The organism is Bartonella sp. ML69XJBT, from assembly GCF_028618515.1.
In the GTDB taxonomy this organism is placed as follows: domain Bacteria; phylum Pseudomonadota; class Alphaproteobacteria; order Rhizobiales; family Rhizobiaceae; genus Bartonella.
This window is the reverse complement of sequence record NZ_JAQITB010000004.1, coordinates 1-21,426: the sequence shown is the minus strand read 5'-3', so window position 1 is coordinate 21,426 and position 21,426 is coordinate 1. Positions and strand designations below refer to the sequence as shown.

Below are 21,426 nucleotides of genomic sequence, written 5' to 3'. Positions count from 1 at the left end.
CGTTAACCTTAGAATAAGAAGCGCGTTGCGTAAAAGTTTAAAAAGAGGTAGTCAGATTTAAAAAATGCATTCTATACAGCAACAAAAGAAACTTTTTCCTTCTCTTTTCGTTGAGTAGCATGATTTTTGTGCTGATATTTGGAGTATAAAAGCGTGAGTGCACATAAACGTCCCTATGATGAACCCATTATCATGATTGAGCATGATGCTTTTGAAAGTGCTTTTAATCGTCTCTATGAAGAGACCATGAGGCTCATTGAAGAAACAGCAATTTATATTGACACCGAAGGAAAATTAGCAGCACGTGCTCTTTCAACAGAGATTTCTGCGATGTATGCCAAAGAAGCTATGTATTTAAGTACACGGCTTATGCAAATTGCTTCTCAACTCCTGCTTCTTCGTGCTGAGCGCGAAGGAGAAATGTCACCAGAACAAATACAAAAAGAAATCGCTAAAGTATCGCTTCATACACCAACATTGCAATTGGAAAATGCTGATTGGCACGAGCTGCCAGAAGTATTCCGCGGTTTTGTCGACCGTTCACTGCGGCTAGAAGCACGTATGCAATATATGCGCATTGGCAAAGAAGACGGCTCTACCGATGGATTGCAAGAAGAGAACCCAGTGGGCAAACAAATCGAATTGCTGAAGACTGTATTTGGCCGTTCTTAGTAAATTTTGCCATGTAGTGCTTTTTCATTTGGTGTTCTCTTTGCTGTTTTGAGGCATATGGGGAGAAAGTGCTTTGCTTTAAGTATGCGTTTTGGTTGCCTTTGTTTTTCTTTGCTCTCTCACCTCTTTTAAAGCACCGTAAAAGTGTATAGGCTGGGGAGCATGGCAGAGACGATTCGTATTATAGGCATTGATCCAGGATTACGGCGGACAGGGTGGGGTGTTATCGATCTCTCCGGTAATCGCTTTCAATTCGTTGCAGCAGGGACAGTTTCTTCTGATGTGCGATGTGATCTTGCCTCCAGACTTTGCCAGCTTCACAACGGACTTTCAGAGATTGTGCATCAATTCATGCCCCATGAAGCTGCCGTGGAACATGTGTTTGTCAATAAAGATGCTACGGCAACTTTAAAACTTGGTCAAGCGCGTGCTGTTGCTTTGCTTGTTCCAGCACAAGCAAAGCTTCCTGTTTTTGAATATGCTCCAAATAAAGTCAAAAAATCCGTTATTGGTGTTGGGCATGGTGATAAAGAACAAATTCATATGATGGTAAAAGTTTTGCTGCCACGGGCTGAATTTGATAGCAGTGATGCGGCTGATGCCCTTGCTCTTGCTCTGTGCCATAGTATGCACCGCACCAGCATCTCTCATCGTGCAAGGGTGATGGCATGATGAGTAAGAGCCTTTTTCAACGCATCTTTGTTTATTATGCTAAGATGGTGGTGTTGTGGATCTTGGCTGAATTTGATAGCAGTGATGCGGCTGATGCCCTTGCTCTTGCTCTGTGCCTGAGTGTGCACCGCACCAGCATCTCTCATCGTGCAAGGGTGATGGCATGATGGACAAGAGCCTTTTTCAACGCATCTTTGTTTATTATGCTAAGATGGTGGTGTTGTGGATCTTGGCTGAATTTGACAGCAGTGATGCGGCGGATGCCCTTGCTCTTGCTCTGTGCCTGAGTGTGCACCGCACCAGCATCTCTCATCGTGCAAGGGTGATGGCATGATGGACAAGAGCCTTTTTCAACGCATCTTTGTTTATTATGCTAAGATGTTGGTGTTGTGGATCTTGGCTGAATTTGCCTGCAGTGATGCGGCGGATGTGCTTGCTCTTGCTTTGTGCCTGAGTGTGCACCGCAGCAGTATCTCTCATCGTGCAAGGGTGATGGCATGATGGACAAGAGCCTTTTTCAACGCATCTTTGTTTATTATGCTAAGATGGTGGTGTTGTGGATCTTGGCTGAATTTGCCTGCAGTGACGCGGCGGATGTGCTTGCTCTGTGCTGGCTTGTGCTTCATAAGAGTGCTCATGTCTCTCATCATGCAAAGATTGTGATATGATGAGGGTTGGCTATATGATCGGACTTACAGCATGATTGGCAAATTAAAAGGTATCCTTGAACATATTTTTGATGATCATATTCTTGTTGATGTTCATGGGGTGGGCTATGTGGTTTTTGTCTCAAATCGGCTGCGTGCTTCTTTACCAGCTGTGGGGGAGGCGTTAAGCCTTTTTATTGAAACCCATGTGCGTGAAGAAGCCATTCGCCTGTTTGGTTTTGCGACAAGAGTTGAACAAGAATGGTTCTGTATGCTGCAAAATGTTCCTGGCGTGGGAGCTAAAGTTGCCTTGGCAATTTTGGGGACTTTGTCACCAGATGAACTGGCGCAGGCGATTGCCTTAAATGATGTGGCAATGATCAGTCGTGCTCCAGGCGTTGGTAAAAAAGTCAGTGAAAGGATTGTCCGCGAACTAAAAAGTAAAGCTCTTCCCTTTCATGAAAAAGCATTCCATAATGTTTCGCGTCCTCATCTGGAAGAGACCCATCAACCAACAAATGAGGCGCTTGCTGCTTTGATCAAGCTTGGTTTTGAGCGTGATCAAGCAGCACGGGCGCTTGCTTTAGCGATGAAGGCTCTTGAGGGGGAAAACATTTCTTCAGCACTGCTTATACGCCATAGTCTCAAATTGCTTTCTTCTCCTACTTGAGTATAAGGTAACAATGCATAAAGATGAAGATCAACGCCTTTTGGGGGCTGCTCCCCTGCAAAACGATCCAGATCGTTCCTTAAGACCACAAGTGCTCGACGACTTTATTGGTCAAGAAGCTGCACGGGCAAATTTGAAGATATTTATTGAAGCAGCCAAAGCACGTCACGAAGCGCTCGACCATGTGTTATTCGTTGGACCACCTGGTTTGGGAAAAACAACGCTCTCACAGATTATGGCTAAAGAATTAGGCGTTAATTTTCGTTCTACCTCAGGACCAGTTATTGCTAAAGCGGGAGATTTAGCAGCTCTCTTAACCAATCTAGAGGAACGCGATGTCCTGTTTATTGATGAAATCCACCGGCTCAATCCAGCTGTGGAAGAAATTCTTTATCCAGCTATGGAAGATTATCAACTGGATCTGATCATTGGTGAGGGACCGGCGGCACGCTCCGTAAAAATTGATCTGGCTAAATTTACACTAGTGGCTGCAACCACCCGTTTGGGACTTTTGACCACACCACTGCGGGACCGTTTTGGTATCCCCATTCGCCTCAATTTTTATACTATAGAGGAGCTGGAGTACATCGTTCAACGTAATGCACGGCTTTTTTCAGTACAGATTAGTGATGATGGTGCCCATGAGATTGCACGCCGTGCACGCGGTACTCCACGAATTGCTGGGCGGCTTTTACGGCGGGTTTGTGATTTTGCACTGGTGAGGCGGGCAAAAAAAATTGATCAAAAAGTGGCTGATGAAGCCCTTTCACGCTTGGAAGTTGATCATCTTGGTCTTGACCCGCTCGACCGCCGCTATTTGCTCTTGATTGCGGAAACTTTTTTAGGTGGACCGGTGGGTATTGAAACCATTGCTGCTGCTCTTTCGGAACCACGTGATGCTCTGGAAGATATTGTGGAACCCTATCTGCTCCAACAAGGCTTTATGCAACGCACTGCTCGTGGGAGAATACTTACAGAAAAAGCATGGAGCCATTTAGGGCTTTGTCCTCCAGCATCTCAGACTTCACCACAAAGACGCGCGCAACTGTTCGACACAAAGGATAATGCATCCCTTCAGGCAACTTTATGGGACGGAGAAGATGACTAAAACATTTTCTTTTAAAGAGAGCCATAAAATGCTCCATAGGTGGGTAAATGCTTACAGAAAAAGTTTGGGAGAAGTTCAGACTTTGTTCTAACGATTCCACTCTTTTACCACAAAAACACGTTCAACTGCTTCATACACAAAATAATAAACGACTTTAGATAATTTTATAGGATAGAGCAGATGACTGAAACAAATTCTTTGACAAGCACTCCTAAAAATGATTTTCATGATTTGCAAGTGCGTGTTTATGTTGCTGATACAGATTTTTCTGGTGTGGTGTATCATGCACGGTATCTCGAATTTTTTGAACGGGGACGTTCAGAATTCTTACGCGATACCGGTTTTAATAACAAGATGTTAGCAGCAGGTGTGGAGGGGGAAAAACTGTTTTTTGTTGTTCGCCATATGGAACTTCATTTTTTACGACCAGCACAAATTGATCATTTGTTAACAATTAAAACACGAATTCACCGCATTCAAGGGGCTCGCTTTTTTATGGAGCAACATATTCTCCATGAGGATATGATGTTGGTAACAGCAAAAGTTGAAATTGCTCTTATTAATGAGGCAGGAAAACCACGCCGTTTACCCAAAGGGCTTTTTGCAACAATTGTTGTTTAAAAATAATTGTTGTTTAAACTGTATTCACTTTAAAAAGTGATATTGTATGAACTCTTTGGCTAAAGAGACGGAGGGGAATTTGTTTTTTAGATTTAGAAACTATAAAATAATCTGTTTTATTTTGTTTCATCAACAAACCTTTCAGTTAGAGGGACAAAAATTATGCCGCATGTAGAACTCACGAATCCAGAAATGATTGGGATATTGCATTTGTTTATGCAAGCGGGTTTCGTTGTTAAAGCTGTGATGATTTTATTACTGCTGGCTTCTGTATGGAGCTGGGCTATTATTTTTGATAAAATCTTCACCTATCGCAGAATACGGCGTGAGATCAAAAAATTTGAACGCATATTTTGGTCGGGAAAGGCGCTAGAAGATCTTTATGCAGAATGTAAAAGTCAACGTACTAATAGTATATCCGCAGTTTTTATGGCTGCAATGGTGGAATGGAAAAAATCCCTTGAAAAAGGAATCCATACATCGATAAGTTTGCAGAGCCGGATTGATAAGGCTATGGATCTGACTTTGGGGCGTGAAAGTGCAAAAATAGAATCAAAATTAGGCTTTCTTGCAACCCTTGGCTCAGCAGGACCTTTTATCGGTCTTTTTGGAACCGTTGTTGGCATTATGGGGTCCTTTCTTTCTATTTCAGCCTCTCAAAATACTTCGCTTGCCATTGTGGCACCAGGTATTGCTGAAGCGCTGTTGGCAACTGCTATTGGTTTGTTTGCAGCAATCCCAGCCGTTATTGCTTATAACAAATTGACCAGTGAAAGTGCGCGAATTATTGCACAAATAGAAAATTTTGCCGATGAATTTTCGACAATTATATCACGACGTCTCGATGAAACACGTACGACGAATTCATCATTCTAAAGGGGATTATTTATGGGCGTTTCTGTTGCTTCTTCTTCTCAAAAAAAAACACGTAGGCGGCATCATGCACACAGTCAATTGATGAGCGAAATCAATGTCACACCCTTTGTGGATGTTATGCTGGTGTTGTTGATTATTTTTATGGTTTCTGCACCACTTTTGGTAAACGGTGTCCCCCTCGATTTGCCTCATAGCCAAGCAGGACCTGTCCGTATGGACAAGACTCCACTCACGGTTTCACTCGATGCACGGGGGCGCTTGGCTATTAATCAAGATTATTACGATACCCCTGAGGCTTTGATTGCACAACTTAAAAGCTTATTGGAAAAAGACCCTACACAAAAAAGCCAACGTATCTTCGTGCGGGCTGCTAAAACCGTTGAATATCAACAAGTGCTACAATTGCTTGCCGATATTCAAAAAGCAGGCTTTTCACAAGTTTCGTTAGCTAGTCTCGCACAATAAAATCATGATAAACTGTCATCTATTGTTTGCAAAACAATATGAAAGTGATAAAAATAAAAACGCAAGGTAGAGAGATGAACAAAGGCTCTTATCATAGCATGAAACGAGGCTTGGCTTTATCCCTTGCACTCCATGTCGTTTTTGTTAGCTGGGGGGCTATTACCTTCATTCATCCCGTTTCTTTACCACAACAGTTAGAAGCAATTCCCATCACCCTTGCTCCTTTGACACAAGAGCTTTCTTCTCAGCAAGGCTCTGTGAATGCCCCTGTGCGAGCAATTCCCGCAGTAAAACCAACCACTAAACCACAAGAAAAAGAAGATGCACACCATGTGGGAGAGGGACAGATAGACAGTTCTGCACCTTTTAAACCTAAAGAAAAACCTCGGAGCGTTGAGACAATACCTTCACCATCAGGAGAAGAGAAGGCGCCGGAAAAACCTCTTCCAGAATTAACCAAACCAGAATTATCGGAAACAGAACCACCTTTAGAAAGAGTAGAGGCTACGCCAAAGGCTATGCCTGAGGCGCCTTTAGAAAGAGTAGAGGATACACCAAAGGCTATACCTGAGCTGCCTTTAGAAAGATCAGAGGATACGCCAAAGGCTATGCCTGAGCTGCCTTTAGAAAGATTAGAGGATACACCAAAAGCTATGCCTGAGGCGCCTTTAGAAAGATCAGAGGATACATCAAAGACTATGCCTGAGGCGCCTTTAGAAAGATCAGAGGATACGCCAAAGGCTATGCCTGAGGTGCCGTTAGAGGTACGCAAAAATGAAGAAAGAGTATCGCCACAGGAATTGACTCCTCCAGTGGTGAAAAAAGAACCTGTAAAGCAAACAACAATGCATCCACAACTTCCGCAAATTGCCTTGCCAGAAAAACCTCTTCTCCCACAGTTGAAACCAAAACCTGCTAAAGAAGCAAAAATTGCAAATGCACAAGCTCACAATCAGAAAAAACAACAAATAAAAGATAAGACAATTGAAGATATTCTCACCATGGAGGAAAATAATCTCCTCAATCGTGCTCGTACCCAAGGAGGTGGGGCAAAACGCTCCGATACACCAGAGGCTCTGGGAGCAAGAAAAAATATCAACGATACCACAAAAATGGCACAAACTCTTGTCAGTATCGTTGGGGGGTGTATTCAACAGAAGCTTAAACTTGTGGCGCTTGGTGGTGATTTAAAAAACCGTCCAGTTGTGCGGTTGCGATTTACTCTCAATCGTGAAGGAATGGTTATGGGTGATCCAATCATTGATCCCCTAAGCGGTGCACAAAGCCAGCAAAACATTATGATAAGGCAGGTGTACGCAGCCGTTTTTTCATGTCAACCTTATGCTGATCTTCCACGCGATCAATATGATTTATGGGGGCAGGGCTTTGATTTTAATGTTGATCCCCTTCAAGAAATAACACGATGAAAAACAAAGATATTTTTCTTTAATGAAAGGATACATTCCATGATGACTATAACGAGACAGAAATTTTTTTCTTGGTGTATTGTCACTTGCGGTTTGTGGCTTTCGAGTTTTTCATCGGTTTATGCACAACTCAAAGGCACTATTTCAAGTGCCGACTTTAATCCTATTCCTATTGCAATACCAGATTTTGTTTCTAATGATTCAATTGGGCTTAAAATGTCTGCTGTTATCACAGCTGATCTTGAACGCTCAGGACTGTTTTTGCCCCTTGATAAGGCAAGTTTTTTTGAAAAAATTTCCAATCCTAATAGACCCCCTGCTTTTTCTGATTGGAAAAAAATAAAAGCACAAGGGTTGGTGACTGGACAAGTGATCAGAGAAACCGATGGGCGGTTGAGAGTTGAGTTTCGTTTATGGGATGTCTTTGGACAGCGTCAACTCAAAGGACGCCGTTTTTATACCGCTACAGAACGTTGGCGGCGAGTTGCACATATGATCGCTGATGAGATCTATAGTGAGATGACAGGAGAAAGTGGTTATTTTGATACACGGATTGTTTTTATCGATGAAACAGGTCCACAAAATGCACGCATTAAACGCTTGGCGATTATGGATCAAGATGGAGCAAATTTGATCTATATGTCTGATGGCAGTGAATTGGTTCTCACTCCACGCTTTTCACCAAAACGACAAGAAATTACCTATATGGCTTACGAGCACAATAAAGTGCCGCATGTTTATTTGCAACAAATCGAAATGGGGCAAAGAGAGTTGATAGGAACTTTTGAAAATATGACAATTGCTCCGCGTTTTTCCTCTGATGGGCAAAAAGTTATTATGAGTTTGTTGCAAAATGATGGGAGCGCAAATCTTTATACCATGGATTTACGCACCCGCACAATGACGAGGCTTACAACAACTGCAGCTATTGATACATCTGCTTCTTATTCGCCGGATGGGTCGCAAATTGTCTTTTCATCAGACCGCAGTGGAAAGCCGCAAATCTATACTATGAATGCGGATGGGAGCAATATTCAGCGGATTTCCTCAAATGAGGGGAGCTATTCTACACCCATTTGGTCTCCACGAGGTGATTATATTGCCTTTACAAAACAATCAGAAGGCCAATTTTCTATCGGTGTGATGCGCCCTGATGGACAAGGAGAGCGCATTTTAACTACAGGGTTTCACAATGAAGGTCCAACTTGGGCACCTAATGGACGCGTTTTGATGTTCTTTCGCAAAAATCCAGGTATGGGCCCCAAAATTTATACTATTGATATTACAGGGCGCAATGAACGCCAATTGCCGACCCCCAATGATGCTTCTGATCCGGCATGGTCGCCATTGCTTACTGTACAATAAACGAGGTGGTTGATAAAAATAAACAAGGTAAAATTCTCTGTGGTTGTAGGTCAACCAAGCATCTACAGCTTAAGAGAGCCGTTTGTGTTTGTTAATCAGTTGGAGAGGTTGTAAATTTTATACCACATCGATCGTCATCCCATAGATGCGGAAGTTTTGGGGGAATTTCTTCAGTGAATTATTTGTTGGCAAGTGTTTTTGGATTTCAGATGCGTTGTTAAAGGTGGTGATTGATGGCGCAAGCGCATCATGGGATTTGCAAGATTTTGTTTTATAATGACAATTCAGTGTTTTGCTTGTTGCATGAGAGTCTGGGAAATCGTAGATTTCTCTCAAAAAAGCAACTCATGCTATTGCAACACCAAAACCAGTTATCAACTTGATTAAAGAGCATCTCCAGTGAGCAGAGCAAGAGATAAGGAATGAAGATGATAAATGTTTTTCATGGTAGTTCCAATGTTTATGCAGACCTTGGTTTTTAGACTCTCGAAAGATGCTTATAAAAGCGCAAATTGTTCACAAAAGGAGTCAATTCTTAAAGAAAAGAACCTGAAAACAGGCTCGTCAACTTTTAAAAATGACAGAGCCTCAATGGTCTAAACTTTTAAATGGAGAATTTCGAGAAATGCGTGTGATGAAAATGCTTGTGTGTTTGGCAAAATTGGGAAATGACAATCAAGATTGTTGAGAGCTCTAAAAAAGTTAAAAAGATTGAAGGACAATTTGAGGTTGTTTTTGCTTCTTAAACCTTTTTATAATTTGCTTTTTATGGTTTCTTCATAGAGGACAATCTTTTATAAAAAATGGTCAATTTAAACAGGAAAGTGTGGACTCTTAAAGGGAACTTATCTAAAACAGATAAACTTAATATGTTGAATTTATTTTGTTTTTGTATAAGATAATGCTTTTTGTCTGGGCAATAAGCATTTTTATGGCTAAAGGGGGCGTTTGTGCTTTTTAATCTGTTGATGTGATATATTTTCAATCCCTCTCTCTTTTGTGCTCTTACTGTTGCTGTCAGTTCTTTGAGAAATGACATTTAGAGATGTGGGAGTTTTTGGGGGTACTTCTTCAGTGAAATATTTTGGGGTAAGTTTTTAGGCTTTCAGATGCGTTGTTAAAGGTGGTGATTGACGGTGCAAGCCCATCATGTGATCTTTGTGCGATAACAATTCTTTCTGCCATGTAAGGAAGATAGTTTTACATAATAATGTGTTGATTTAAATATATTGTGCGTTTTTCTTGCTCCTTTGGGGGGCTGTTATTTCTTTGAGGAAATGACGTTTTAAGCCAAAGAGCTCTGTGAAAAAGTTTGGTGAAAAACTTTTATGCTTCTTATGGAAAATGTTTGAGAGGTTATATGGCCCTGCGTTTGAAGCAGGGCTTGTTTGTTGTAGTAAAGATGAGAAGCGATTACACCTTTTTGTAGACAGATATGTGTGGTTCTCATGAAAAGAGGGGAGCCCATAGCATGATAATGGCGTGGGTTCGCCATGTGGAGGTTAACCAGACAGTTTTGCTAAAACTTCATCGCTCACATCAAAATTAGCATAGACATTTTGTACATCATCATCTTCTTCTAATGTAGAAATAAGCCGTAAAACGGATAAAGCTTTTTCTTCATCGATGGGCGCAAGGGTGGTGGCTTTCCAAATGGTTTTAATTGATTCTGCTTCGCCAAGTGTGGCTTCAAGCATTTTAGAAACTTCACCAATATCTTCAAAGGCACAGGTAATATGATGTCCGGTCTCTTCTGATTGCACATCGTCCGCACCAGCTTCGATAGCGGCATCCATGATGCTGTCTGCTGTTCCTACTTCTGGCTTATAGATTATTTCGCCAATCCGATTAAACATGAAGCTGACTGATCCTGTTTCTCCAAGTGCACCACCTGATTTGGTGAAAGCAGCACGTACATTTGAAGCGGTGCGGTTACGGTTATCCGTTAAGGCTTCGACAATGACAGCAACGCCGCCTGGACCATAGCCCTCATAGCGCACTTCATCATAATTCTCGACATCTCCTCCTGACGCTTTCTTAATGGCGCGTTCAATGTTGTCTTTTGGCATAGACTGTGCTTTAGCATTTTGGACAGCAAGCCTTAAGCGTGGATTCATGGCTGGATCAGGGGCGCCTTGTTTGGCTGCAACGGTAATTTCGCGTGCAAGCTTAGAAAATATTTTCGAACGCATTGCATCTTGACGTCCTTTACGGTGCATAATATTTTTAAATTGTGAATGACCTGCCATAGTTTTCTTTCCAGTTTGAGGGCTTTCTTTCTTGGGGGAATGTTTCTAAAATTTTAGGTGCTGAAACATACATCCCACCAGAATAAATGTGCCACAGTATCAAGATGAAGTGATCAAATGAATCCTTTATAAGAAAATTCATCTTAAAGGTAAAGATACTCTGTTGAGCAGCATGACAAGACAGATCTCTTGTCGTGTAGCAAAAATCAGGTTATAACAGAATATAATTTCATGACAAAAGTGGTTTATTTCATAACTCGCTTTAATTTAAGAGGGAGTGAAGAAGACCTGATGTGTAAGAAAAAGATCCAGTGCTCCAGAGTGGGCAATAATCTGCCTCAATAAATTAAGCAAAGAGGCAAAGTGAGAGGATATGATAAAGATGGCAACGCAACTTTTGATGCCCAAAGCTACAGCTGTTTGGCTGGTTGATAACACTGCTCTTTCTTTTGATCAGATTGCAGAGTTTTGTAAATTACACGTGTTGGAAGTGAAAGCTATTGCTGATGGCGAAGCTGCTCACGGTATTAAGGGGCTTAATCCCATTAGTTCTGGGCAGTTGACACGTAGTGAAATTGCACGGGTGGAGGCTGATCAAAATGCACGCTTAAAAATTTCCGAGTCTCGGGTACGCATTCCTGAGAAAAAGCGTAAAGGTGCGCGCTATATCCCCCTTTCTCGACGTCAAGATCGTCCCAATGGTATTTTATGGTTGGTAACCAATCATCCTGAATTGAAGGACGCACAAATTGCACGATTAATTGGTACAACAAAAGCAACCATTGAGCAAATTCGCCTGAGAACCCATTGGAATAGTGCAAACTTGGTGCCTTTCGACCCTGTCGGGCTGGGACTATGTTCACAAATCGATTTGGATTTTGAGCTCCAACGTGCGGCAAAAAATCGTCCTGCCTCCGTAGAAGGCGATAGATCTTTGCTGCCTGCATCCGTGACAGAAAATGTTGATCTTCAGGAAGAGCATATGGAAAATGACCATAATAAAAATTTTGATGCCGATAAAGTTTTTGCAAAACTTAATGCACTACAAAAAAACCGTCAGGATGATGATGCATAAATAAATGGTTAACTGTAAATGCATTTTTCTCTTTATGCTGAAAGCTTGGCGATGAAAAGGAATGCTGGAAGTTTAAATGAAGGATAATAGGTGAAAATGAAAAATTTTTTCTTCATTAGGAATTAGCAGCTATTCTTGAGACGTTTTTGAAAGAATCTATTCTTTCAATTTTTGTGGGCACTCGTTAAGGAGAATTAATACATGCGCTCTATCAAAAATATTATCTTTCATCCTTTAGCTATGGTCTTGTTTGGCTCACTGTCTTTGGTTGGTTGTGGAAAAGAACGTGGTAGTACACTCAACGGTATGAATAGTGCGTATTTGAATGGTGCTGGTGTGAATCAGACAGGACCAGGTTCGGGACAAGAATTTATGGTGAACGTTGGAGACCGTGTGTTCTTTAGTCTTGATTCTTCTTCCATTGATTCTGATGCTGAACCTGTTTTGATGCGCCAAGCAGAATGGTTGCTGCATTATCCTCATTATTCTATAATGATTGAAGGTCATGCTGATGAGCGTGGAACACGTGAGTATAATTTAGCACTTGGACAACGTCGTGCTGTCGCTGTGCGTGATTATTTGATTTCTCTTGGTGTTTCCGCACAACGGATTCAAACAATTTCTTATGGGAAAGAAAGGCCTGTAGCAGTGTGTGATGATATTTCCTGTTGGAACCAAAATCGTCGTGCTGTTACAACACTGAAGTAACATGAACGGTCATTAAAGACCAGCACTAGAGGGGAAAAAACTATGTGGATGTATGGTAAAAAAAATTGGAGAACTGTCTTTTATATGGCTGTTCTCGTAGCTTGTTCTGCTTCATCTGTTCAAAGTGGAGCGCGCTGGTTCACACAATATTCTAAGGATAATTCGGATTCTAGTGCAGCAGAAAAAGCTGGCGATGTAGCGAATAAGGCTGGCGATGCGGTGAATAAGGCTACTGATGGTGGGGCGGAAAAAGCTGCTGATGCGGTGAAGAACGCTGCTGCTGGTGTGGTGGAAAAAGCTGGCGATGTAGCGAATAAGGCTGGCGATGCGGTGAATAAGGCTACTGATGGTGGGGCAGAAAAAGCTGCTGATGCGGTGAAGAATGCTGCTGCTGGTGTGGTGGAAAAAGCTAGCGATGTAGCGAATAAGGCTGGCGATGCGGTGAATAAGGCTACTGATGGTGGGGCGGAAAAAGCTGCTGATGCGGTGAAGAATGCTGCTGCTGGTGTGGTGGAAAAAGCTGGCGATGTAGCGAATAAGGCTGGCGATGCGGTGAATAAGGCTACTGATGGTGGGGCAGAAAAAGCTGGCGATGCGGTGAAGAACGCTGCTGCTGGTGCGGTGGAAAAAGCTGGCGATGTAGCGAATAAGGTTGGCGATGCGGTGAATAAGGCTACTGATGGTGGGGCGGAAAAAGCTGGCGATGCGGTGAAGAACGCTGCTGCTGGTGTGGTGGAAAAAGCTGGCGATGTCGTAAATAAGGTTGGCGATACGGTGAATAAGGCTACTGATGGTGGGGCGGAAAAGGCTGCTGATGCGGTGAAGAACGCTGCTGCTGGTGTGGTGGAAAAAGCTGGCGATGTCGTAAATAAGGTTGGCGATACGGTGAATAAGGCTACTGATGGTGGGGCGGAAAAGGCTGCTGATGCGGTGAAGAATGCTGCTGCTGGTGTGGTGGAAAAAGCTGGCGATGTAGCGAATAAGGTTGGCGATGCGGTGAATAAGGCTACTGATGGTGGGGCGGAAAAGGCTGGCGATGCGGTGAAGAATGCTGCTGCTGGTGCGGTGGAAAAAGCTGGCGATGTCGTAAATAAGGTTGGCGATACGGTGAATAAGGCTACTGATGGTGGGGCAGAAAAGGCTGCTGATGCGGTGAAGAATGCTGCTGCTGGTGCTGTGGAAAAAGCCGCGGATGCTACGGATTTCCCTGTTCAGGGGGCGTTGCAAAGTCGAGAGTCACTCCTAGAAAATCAAAAGACTCTCTTTAAAGATTATGATTTGGATAAACTTTTGCATCATATACGAACAGTGCTTGAGCATAACAATTTGAAAAATGTTCAAAAGCAATTCCACCAGCTTTTTGATAAACAAGACTCTTCTGTTTATTCTTGTGCTTTTGAGAGTGCTCTTGGGGATGAAAGTCTGTTTGCTGTCAAGCAAGAGGTGGTGGAGCATAGCCTAAAAGATGGTATGAAGAGTGTTGCTGATGTGGAAAGCAATCATGCTACAGTGAGGAGCCATGATCATTTAAAAGAAACGGATGAAAATCTGAAGGAAATACATAAGTTTGCCAAGCAAACAGAAGATAATTTGCAGGAAGCTCATAAGCTTTTAGAGAAAACCTATGGGGCAATTGAGCATATTGAACCACAGCAGGGTAAAGATACCTCTTCTCTCTCTTCTAAAGAGTTGTATAAAAAAGGCTATGATGCTCTTCTTGCTGCCAATTATGTTGATGCTGAAAAAGCCTTTTGTGCTTTTCAACAGCATTATCAAAAAGATCCTTTAAGGGATGATGCTTTGTTTTGGTTAGCAGAAGCTTTGTTGGGACAAAAACGCTATCATGAAGCAGCACAAGTTTATCTTAATGTATGGTATGCAGACAAAAAGAAAGCCTACACTTCTGAGATTTTGCTGAAATTGGCGAGAAGTATGGTGACTCTTGAACCAAATAAAGAGTCTTGTGCATTTTTCGCAAAAAAATCAAAACACTCTAAAACTTTAGAATCTATCTTTTGTAAACCTCTGAAAAGGAGTGAGGTCATCCACGGTGTGCATTAGACTAGCAGGAAATCTCTTTAAAACATCGGATTTTATCCAGTGTCAAAAATTGATCCTTGCGGTCTCAGGAGGGAGTGATTCTCTGGCTTTGCTGTTTTTAGTCAAAGACTATTTAAAAACTCTCTCCGTTCCTCCAGAAATGATTGCTGTCACCGTTGATCATCAATTGCGAAAAGAATCGGCTGGTGAAGCTTCAATTGTTGCAGAAATTTGTCGTGCTCATCGCATTAAACATGTCACCGTGCGCTGGGAAGGCAAAAAACCAAAGACGCATATCGCTTCAAGTGCCCGTGTTGCACGCTATGATCTGTTGTTTCAAGAAGCGCAAAAACAAGGCGCAACGCTTATTATGACAGGGCATACGCTTAATGATCAGGTGGAAACCTATCAAATGCGCTCCCAACGTCTTCGAAAAAATAAGGATTTGCAAGGTGTAGCCTTTGAGGGCATGCATGATGGGGTTTATGCGGGGGCTTCTGGTGTTATGCAAAGCCAGGCTTTTGAGGGTATGCGTGATGGGGGGTATGCGGGGGCGTTTGCAGATGTTGTGAAAGGTGTAGCCTTTGAGGGGATGCGTGATGGGGGCTATGTGAGAGCATCTTTTGGCATTGTGCAAGGTAAAGCTTTTGAAACTATGCATAGTGGAGTATCTTTTACAGAAGCTAGAGAAAAGAGTGCGCAGGAAAATTGTATTGTTAGCGAAAAAAATGATGGGTTGTTGTCTGCGCGTGGTTTATCTTGTATGACGCGCGAGGCGATGTTGCGGCAAAAAGTCCGTTTGATTCGCCCACTCCTTGCTGTAAAGCGTGAAACATTGCGTGCTTATTTGCATTTTAAGGGGACAACATGGATTGATGATCCAAGCAATGAAAATTGCAATTTTGAACGCGTGCGTGTGCGCCAATCGCTTCATCCCAAAACGCTTGCCAATATTGTTGAAAAGGTTCATGAAGCTGCACGGGCGCGTCGTCAACAGGCACAAATAATTGCTGATTTGATTTTGGCGCTGGATATCATGGTAGAATATGGACGTTGTTTTATTGCAAAACCTGCACCATTTCTACAGAATCATTCCGGTTTTCCCTTTGTTGTTGGGTTGTTTGCTGTGTTGATGGGAGGAGGTTTTTATTTGCTGCCCAGGCAAAAATTGACCACTCTTGTGCAAAAATTGTGTCTTCATTCATCCAAAAAGCAGCGCTTTACTTATGCTGGATCTGTTATTGAATATAATAAAAATGGAATCGCTTTTTGGCGCGAGGCGCGAAATATGAGAGAGGCTGTCGTTGCGCCAAAAACAACTTTTTTGTGGGATGGGCGCTATCAGATTACCAATCATGGTGCTGATGCCATAAAGGTTAGGGCAGCGGGTTTAGAGGAACTGAAATCTCTCCTTAAAAAGAGTTATGTTGATCTTGAAAATCCTCATTTTCCTTCCTTGCAATCGCTGGTGATGGTTTCAAATGACAAAGGATATGATATTCCAGAGTTGACGAACCCTACTGTTTTTCAGCAAAATATTATCGTCAAGCGAATTATGGCTCCTTTCCATTGGCTTTTCTCATGTGAAGATGCCACTCTGGTGAATGTTGTGGAACCTTTTTTTAACATTGAGATGAAAAGATAAAGAAAAATCACTCTAAAAAGACAATAAACATCTTCTCATACCTTGGCAAGAAGCTGACAAGGTTATATGTTAAGGGGAACTATTAAAATATATATATTGAATTAAGTGGGCTGAATATGAATTCCAATTACCGCTCTGTCCTCATTTGGGGAGTTATTGCCTTGATTTTGATTGTGTCGTTTTCTCTCTTTAATGGAGATAGCCAGCGTTCTGGTGGTGGAGAGATTTCTTATTCCGAATTTTTGCAAAAAGTCGAAAATAATGAGCTGAAATCTGTGACCATTCAAGGTCAAAAATTAACAGGACAAACCATTGAGCACAGAGTTATTTCAACCTATGCTCCACGAGATCCAGGTTTGATACAAAAATTGGAAAACAGAAATGTCAATGTCAAAGCTATTCCTGAAAGCTCTGGCAATAGTATCTTCCTTAATCTGCTGTTTTCTTTGCTTCCTGTTATTATTATCGTTGGGGCGTGGGTCTTTTTTATGCGACAAATGCAAAATGGATCACGTGGGGCAATGGGATTTGGTAAATCAAAAGCAAAATTGCTTAACGAAGCACAGGGGCGCGTGACCTTTCAAGATGTCGCCGGCGTTGAAGAAGCAAAGCAGGATCTCCAAGAAATTGTTGAATTTTTACGTGAACCACAAAAATTTCAACGCTTAGGGGGACGTATTCCACGAGGTGTTTTGCTGGTTGGTCCTCCGGGGACTGGTAAAACTCTGCTGGCACGCTCTGTGGCAGGCGAAGCTAATGTACCTTTCTTCACTATTTCAGGTTCTGATTTCGTCGAAATGTTTGTTGGTGTTGGGGCAAGCCGCGTGCGCGATATGTTCGAACAGGCTAAAAAGAATTCGCCCTGTATTATCTTTATCGATGAAATTGATGCGGTGGGACGCCATCGTGGTGCTGGACTTGGAGGCGGAAACGACGAACGTGAACAAACCTTAAACCAACTGCTGGTCGAAATGGATGGTTTTGAGCCTAATGAAAGTATTATTCTTATTGCCGCAACCAACCGTCCCGATGTGCTCGACCCTGCTTTGTTAAGACCAGGGCGTTTTGATCGGCAAGTGGTGGTACCAAACCCTGATGTTTCTGGGCGTGAGCAAATCTTAAAAGTGCATGTGCGCAATGTGCCTCTAGCCCCTAATGTGGATTTGAAAGTTTTAGCAAGGGGGACTCCAGGCTTTTCTGGTGCTGATCTGATGAATCTTGTCAATGAAGCCGCTCTCATGGCTGCTAGCCGCAATAAAAGAGTCGTCACTATGCAAGAGTTCGAAGACGCCAAAGATAAGGTGATGATGGGAGCTGAACGTCGTTCAACCGCTATGACACAAGAAGAAAAAGAACTCACCGCTTATCACGAAGCAGGACATGCTATCGTCGCGTTGAGTGTGCCTGTTGCTGATCCTGTCCATAAAGCAACAATCGTACCAAGAGGAAGAGCTTTGGGAATGGTCATGCAATTGCCTGAAGGTGATCGCTACTCCATGAGTTATCGCTGGATGATTTCTCGTCTGGCTATCATGATGGGAGGACGAGTGGCAGAAGAATTGAAATTTGGTAAGGAAAATATCACTTCCGGTGCTGCTTCCGATATTGAACAAGCAACAAAATTAGCACGCGCCATGATTACACGATGGGGTTTTTCTGATCTGCTTGGCAATGTGGCCTATGGTGATAATCAGGATGAAGTCTTTTTAGGGCATTCTGTGGCACGCACACAAAATGTCTCTGAAGAAACAGCACGTATGATCGATGCTGAAGTGCGTAAACTCATCGATAATGCTTATAAAAGTGCTACCGAAATTCTGAACACAAAAAGAAAAGAATGGTTCGCTTTAGCACAAGGTTTATTGGAATATGAAACTTTAACTGGTGCTGAAATTAATGAAGTCATTGCTGGAAAACCTCCTTCACGCACTCAAAAAGATGAAAGTGCTCCGCGCGTTTCTTCTGTGCCTAAAACGGGAGTCATAAAGGCAGAGGCTTATACATCAACAGCGGATAAAACAAACGTTAAGAAAACAGATGTTGAAAAAACGGTTGTTAAAAAAGCTGATGCTGAGAAAACCAATGCCAATAAAACCAATGTTGGTAAAGCAGAGCCAAAAATTGTAAAGGGAACAACAAAATCCAGTGATGTTAAAGCCAATGATGCTGCGTCTCAAGGTAGGCCATCTCGTGAGATGGAGAAAAAAACGCAAAGCGCAAAAAGGACGACAAAGGTCGTCAATCGTTCTGTAAGTAAAACCAATTCTGGAAAGAAGTCGAATGCTCCAGGACGTGATAAAGAAAAACAGGAGCCTTCTAACGACGCTTGATTCACTTTAGTTTTAGAGAGGATTCTAAGGATTTTTTTTGAGCAAGGCGCGAGTCTTGCTTGCGCCTCCCAAGGAATGTGGGAAGAGTGTGAAATCCCCCAGAGGGGAAGGTCCCTGTGCAATTCCTGCATTCTCAAAGTGTCTGCTTGGATCTCTGGCTGGTGATGTGGGGACTTAAGATTGGTGACTTTGTGCTTGTCGTGTGAAATGGGGTATTGGTCTTTTGATAGAGGTTTTTTTTCTTTGGTTTTGTTAAGGAGAGGTTTTGTTTAAAGCAGAGCGTATGTGTAAAACATGCAGGGATAGTATTGCTTAGTATGTGCGATATCAAAGCATAATTGATAGCGTTGATATGCTTGTTGGAGAGATTTTCTCTATGTGGTGGTGGGCGGCTTTGTTGTTTGAGGATTTGAGAATGAAGGGGTGCAAATGCTCTTATTCATAGGATGTTTTGCTCTCACAGAGTTTTTGCTCTAACAGGATGATAAAAGAAAGAGTGCGTATCAAGGGGATAGCACAAAAGGATTTTGCTACGGAGAAAATTCAAGAAAAAACCAATGTTTTTCCCATGAATGATCATAGGATTAAATAGGGAGAGCGGAAAGACATTATTAGGAGTTTTGCTGTAGTTTTGGTAGAGATTTTTTTAGGTGGTAGTGGGCGATTTTGTTGTTTGAGGATTTGAGAATGAAGGGGTGCAAATGCTCTTATTCATAGGATGTTTTGCTCTCACAGAGTTTCTGCTCTAACAGGATGATAAAAGTAAAGAGTGCGTATCGAGGAAGTAAGAAAAGCACAAAAATATTTTGCTACAGATGGAATTTAAGGGCAAAGCCAGTGTTTCCCTATGAGTAATCTTAGGACTTAATAGGAAGAGTGGCAAGACATCATGAGGAGTTTTGGTGTCGTTGTTGTGAAATTTTCTTTAGGTGGTGGGCAGCAGCTTTGTTATCTCTTAGGATTTGAGAATAAAGGCGTGTCCTTAGTCACATGAAGGATTTCATTTGAGCGGAGTTTCTGCTCTCATGGAAGAGCAGAAAAAAGAATGCGTATAAAGGAAATAGGGATGGCGCAAAAATATTTTGGTACAGATGGAATTCGGGGGAAAGCCAATGCTTTTCCTATGACACCAGATTTTGCCATGAAAGTGGGGATGGCTGTGGGAGTTTTGTTTCGCTCACAACGTCAGTCGCGTCGTGTGGTGATTGGTAAGGATACACGATTATCTGGTTATATGTTGGAAAATGCCTTAGTTTCAGGATTTACAGCTGCGGGAATGGAAGCTTTTTTGTTGGGACCTGTGCCAACACCTGCTGTTGCTATGCTTTGTCGCTCTTTGCGCGCTGATCTTGGGGTGATGATTTCTGCTTCTCATAATCCCTTCTATGATAATGGAATTAAGCTTTTTGGTCCTGATGGTTTTAAGCTTTCCGATGAAATGGAAGAAAAAATTGAACAATTAATCGATACAGATCTTTCAAAATCTTTAGCAAGTTCTGCTGAAATTGGTTATGCAAAACGGGTTGAGGGCGATATTTATCGTTATATCGAATATGCTAAACGAACTTTGCCACGGGATGTTCGGTTGGATGCTTTGCGTATTGTTGTGGATTGCGCCAATGGCGCTGCTTATAAAGCTGCTCCACGTGCTTTGTGGGAACTGGGAGCCGAGGTGTTTGCTATCCATGATACACCAAATGGTACCAATATTAATCAAAAATGTGGGTCAACCGATCTGACTTCTTTGAAACAAAAAGTTCATGAAGTGCGTGCCGATGTTGGGATTGCTCTTGATGGCGATGGGGATCGTGTTCTCTTGGTGGATGAAAAAGCGCAAACAATTGATGGGGATCAGTTGATTGCTGTGATTGCTGAAAATTGGCATAAAACCGGACGGTTACAGGGTAACGGCGTGGTGACAACGATTATGTCAAATCTTGGGCTAGAGCGCTTTTTAGAGTGCAAAGGCTTGGAGCTTGTGCGGACAAATGTTGGGGATCGTTATGTGGTGGAAGCGATGCGCCAAAAGGGATATAATGTTGGTGGTGAAGCTTCTGGACATATTATCTTGAGTGATTTTGGGACAACGGGCGATGGGCTGGTGGCTGCTTTGCAGGTATTGGCTTGTATGCAGGAAAGTCAAAGCCCGATGAGTCAATTGTGTAAACGATTTGAACCTGTGCCACAAATTTTAAAAAATGTAACGATTAAAAACAAAAATGTGTTGAAAGAAAATCCGGTCAAAACGGCAATAGATCAAGCCGCACAGCGTTTGGGAAAAGCCGCACGATTGGTGATCCGTGCTTCTGGAACTGAGCCGGTTATTCGCATTATGGCGGAAGGTGACGCTAGAGACGTTCTGGATGCTGCGGTGGCAGAGATGATGGAGGTTATCACCCATCACGATGCCCTATCATAAAGGAATGCTTTCTTTTTTACAAAGATTATGTCAAATCTTGGGCTAGAGCGCTTTTTAGAGTGCAAAGGCTTGGAGCTTGTGCGGACAAATGTTGGGGATCGTTATGTGGTGGAAGCGATGCGCCAAAAGGGATATAATGTTGGTGGTGAAGCTTCTGGACATATTATCTTGAGTGATTTTGGGACAACGGGCGATGGGCTGGTGGCTGCTTTGCAGGTATTGGCTTGTATGCAGGAAAGTCAAAGCCCGATGAGTCAATTGTGTAAACGATTTGAACCTGTGCCACAAATTTTAAAAAATGTAACGATTAAAAACAAAAATGTGTTGAAAGAAAATCCGGTCAAAACGGCAATAGATCAAGCCGCACAGCGTTTGGGAAAAGCCGCACGATTGGTGATCCGTGCTTCTGGAACTGAGCCGGTTATTCGCATTATGGC

21 protein-coding genes and 1 pseudogene are annotated in these 21,426 nt (G+C 42.5%); 21 read left to right on the top strand and 1 reads right to left on the bottom strand.

Translation table 11 applies throughout. From position 1 onward, the window contains the following. Positions 1–153 precede the first annotated feature (153 nt). From PVV68_RS02145 to PVV68_RS10615, 14 genes are all read left to right on the top strand, one after another. A complete protein-coding gene (locus tag PVV68_RS02145; protein WP_273721378.1) occupies positions 154–672 on the top strand; it encodes a DUF1465 family protein in 519 nt (172 codons plus the stop codon). 162 nt (positions 673–834) lie between these two features. After that, the gene (gene ruvC / locus PVV68_RS02140; protein ID WP_273721380.1) at positions 835–1,344 is read left to right on the top strand and encodes a crossover junction endodeoxyribonuclease RuvC; all 510 of its coding nucleotides are present in this window, start codon (positions 835–837) and stop codon (positions 1,342–1,344) included. After that, positions 1,341–1,511: a hypothetical protein gene (locus PVV68_RS02135; protein WP_273721382.1), complete on the top strand. Its 171-nt coding sequence runs from the start codon at positions 1,341–1,343 to the stop codon at positions 1,509–1,511. Before ruvC ends, PVV68_RS02135 begins: the two co-directional genes overlap by 4 nt. Continuing rightward, positions 1,508–1,678: a hypothetical protein gene (locus PVV68_RS10685; RefSeq protein ID WP_404978430.1), complete on the top strand. Its 171-nt coding sequence runs from the start codon at positions 1,508–1,510 to the stop codon at positions 1,676–1,678. The genes PVV68_RS02135 and PVV68_RS10685 overlap by 4 nt, the downstream gene beginning before the upstream one ends. Next, positions 1,675–1,845 carry a hypothetical protein gene (locus PVV68_RS02125; RefSeq protein ID WP_273721385.1) on the top strand — a complete coding sequence of 57 codons (171 nt, stop codon included), beginning with the start codon at positions 1,675–1,677 and terminating at the stop codon, positions 1,843–1,845. Before PVV68_RS10685 ends, PVV68_RS02125 begins: the two co-directional genes overlap by 4 nt. Further along, a complete protein-coding gene (locus PVV68_RS02120; protein ID WP_273721387.1) occupies positions 1,842–2,012 on the top strand; it encodes a hypothetical protein in 171 nt (56 codons plus the stop codon). Before PVV68_RS02125 ends, PVV68_RS02120 begins: the two co-directional genes overlap by 4 nt. Positions 2,013–2,043: 31 nt before the next feature. After that, positions 2,044–2,661 (top strand): Holliday junction branch migration protein RuvA, encoded by a 618-nt coding sequence (gene ruvA / locus PVV68_RS02115; protein WP_273721389.1) that lies wholly within the window; start codon positions 2,044–2,046, stop codon positions 2,659–2,661. 13 nt (positions 2,662–2,674) lie between these two features. Continuing rightward, on the top strand, positions 2,675–3,769 hold the full coding sequence (gene ruvB, locus PVV68_RS02110; RefSeq protein WP_273721390.1) for a Holliday junction branch migration DNA helicase RuvB: 1,095 nt from the start codon (positions 2,675–2,677) through the stop codon (positions 3,767–3,769). Positions 3,770–3,949: 180 nt separating this feature from the next. Beyond that, a complete protein-coding gene (gene ybgC, locus PVV68_RS02105) occupies positions 3,950–4,390 on the top strand; it encodes a tol-pal system-associated acyl-CoA thioesterase (protein ID WP_273721391.1) in 441 nt (146 codons plus the stop codon). 162 nt (positions 4,391–4,552) lie between these two features. After that, complete coding sequence (gene tolQ / locus PVV68_RS02100; protein ID WP_273721393.1) at positions 4,553–5,266, top strand: protein TolQ; 714 nt, start codon at positions 4,553–4,555, stop codon at positions 5,264–5,266. A gap of 12 nt (positions 5,267–5,278) precedes the next feature. Further along, positions 5,279–5,731 (top strand): protein TolR, encoded by a 453-nt coding sequence (gene tolR, locus PVV68_RS02095; RefSeq protein WP_273721395.1) that lies wholly within the window; start codon positions 5,279–5,281, stop codon positions 5,729–5,731. Positions 5,732–5,805: 74 nt separating this feature from the next. Beyond that, positions 5,806–7,158: a cell envelope biogenesis protein TolA gene (locus tag PVV68_RS02090; RefSeq protein ID WP_273721397.1), complete on the top strand. Its 1,353-nt coding sequence runs from the start codon at positions 5,806–5,808 to the stop codon at positions 7,156–7,158. A 42-nt stretch (positions 7,159–7,200) separates the two neighbouring features. Beyond that, on the top strand, positions 7,201–8,523 hold the full coding sequence (tolB, locus tag PVV68_RS02085; RefSeq protein WP_273721416.1) for a Tol-Pal system beta propeller repeat protein TolB: 1,323 nt from the start codon (positions 7,201–7,203) through the stop codon (positions 8,521–8,523). A 577-nt stretch (positions 8,524–9,100) separates the two neighbouring features. Then, positions 9,101–9,211: a hypothetical protein gene (locus PVV68_RS10615; protein WP_273721399.1), complete on the top strand. Its 111-nt coding sequence runs from the start codon at positions 9,101–9,103 to the stop codon at positions 9,209–9,211. 814 nt (positions 9,212–10,025) lie between these two features. Here the strand turns inward: PVV68_RS10615 and PVV68_RS02080 are convergent. Further along, positions 10,026–10,772: a YebC/PmpR family DNA-binding transcriptional regulator gene (locus PVV68_RS02080; RefSeq protein WP_273721400.1), complete on the bottom strand. Its 747-nt coding sequence runs from the start codon at positions 10,770–10,772 to the stop codon at positions 10,026–10,028. Positions 10,773–11,154: 382 nt separating this feature from the next. Here PVV68_RS02080 and PVV68_RS02075 point away from each other — a divergent pair, with 382 nt between their 5' ends. The 7 genes and pseudogenes from PVV68_RS02075 to glmM (PVV68_RS02045) all read left to right on the top strand — a co-directional run. Further along, complete coding sequence (locus PVV68_RS02075) at positions 11,155–11,847, top strand: DUF1013 domain-containing protein (protein WP_273721402.1); 693 nt, start codon at positions 11,155–11,157, stop codon at positions 11,845–11,847. Between the two features lie 201 nt (positions 11,848–12,048). After that, positions 12,049–12,555, top strand: a complete 507-nt coding sequence (gene pal, locus PVV68_RS02070; protein ID WP_273721404.1) for a peptidoglycan-associated lipoprotein Pal — start codon at positions 12,049–12,051, stop codon at positions 12,553–12,555. An 84-nt stretch (positions 12,556–12,639) separates the two neighbouring features. Continuing rightward, positions 12,640–14,616, top strand: a complete 1,977-nt coding sequence (locus PVV68_RS02065) for a tol-pal system protein (protein WP_273721406.1) — start codon at positions 12,640–12,642, stop codon at positions 14,614–14,616. Continuing rightward, complete coding sequence (gene tilS, locus PVV68_RS10680; protein ID WP_273721408.1) at positions 14,606–16,240, top strand: tRNA lysidine(34) synthetase TilS; 1,635 nt, start codon at positions 14,606–14,608, stop codon at positions 16,238–16,240. The genes PVV68_RS02065 and tilS overlap by 11 nt, the downstream gene beginning before the upstream one ends. A gap of 116 nt (positions 16,241–16,356) precedes the next feature. Further along, complete coding sequence (gene ftsH, locus PVV68_RS02055) at positions 16,357–18,570, top strand: ATP-dependent zinc metalloprotease FtsH (RefSeq protein WP_273721410.1); 2,214 nt, start codon at positions 16,357–16,359, stop codon at positions 18,568–18,570. A 1,066-nt stretch (positions 18,571–19,636) separates the two neighbouring features. Continuing rightward, positions 19,637–20,989, top strand: a complete 1,353-nt coding sequence (glmM, locus tag PVV68_RS02050; protein WP_273721413.1) for a phosphoglucosamine mutase — start codon at positions 19,637–19,639, stop codon at positions 20,987–20,989. Between the two features lie 18 nt (positions 20,990–21,007). Beyond that, positions 21,008–21,426 (top strand): annotated as a pseudogene (gene glmM, locus PVV68_RS02045) (phosphoglucosamine mutase); the annotation flags it as partial.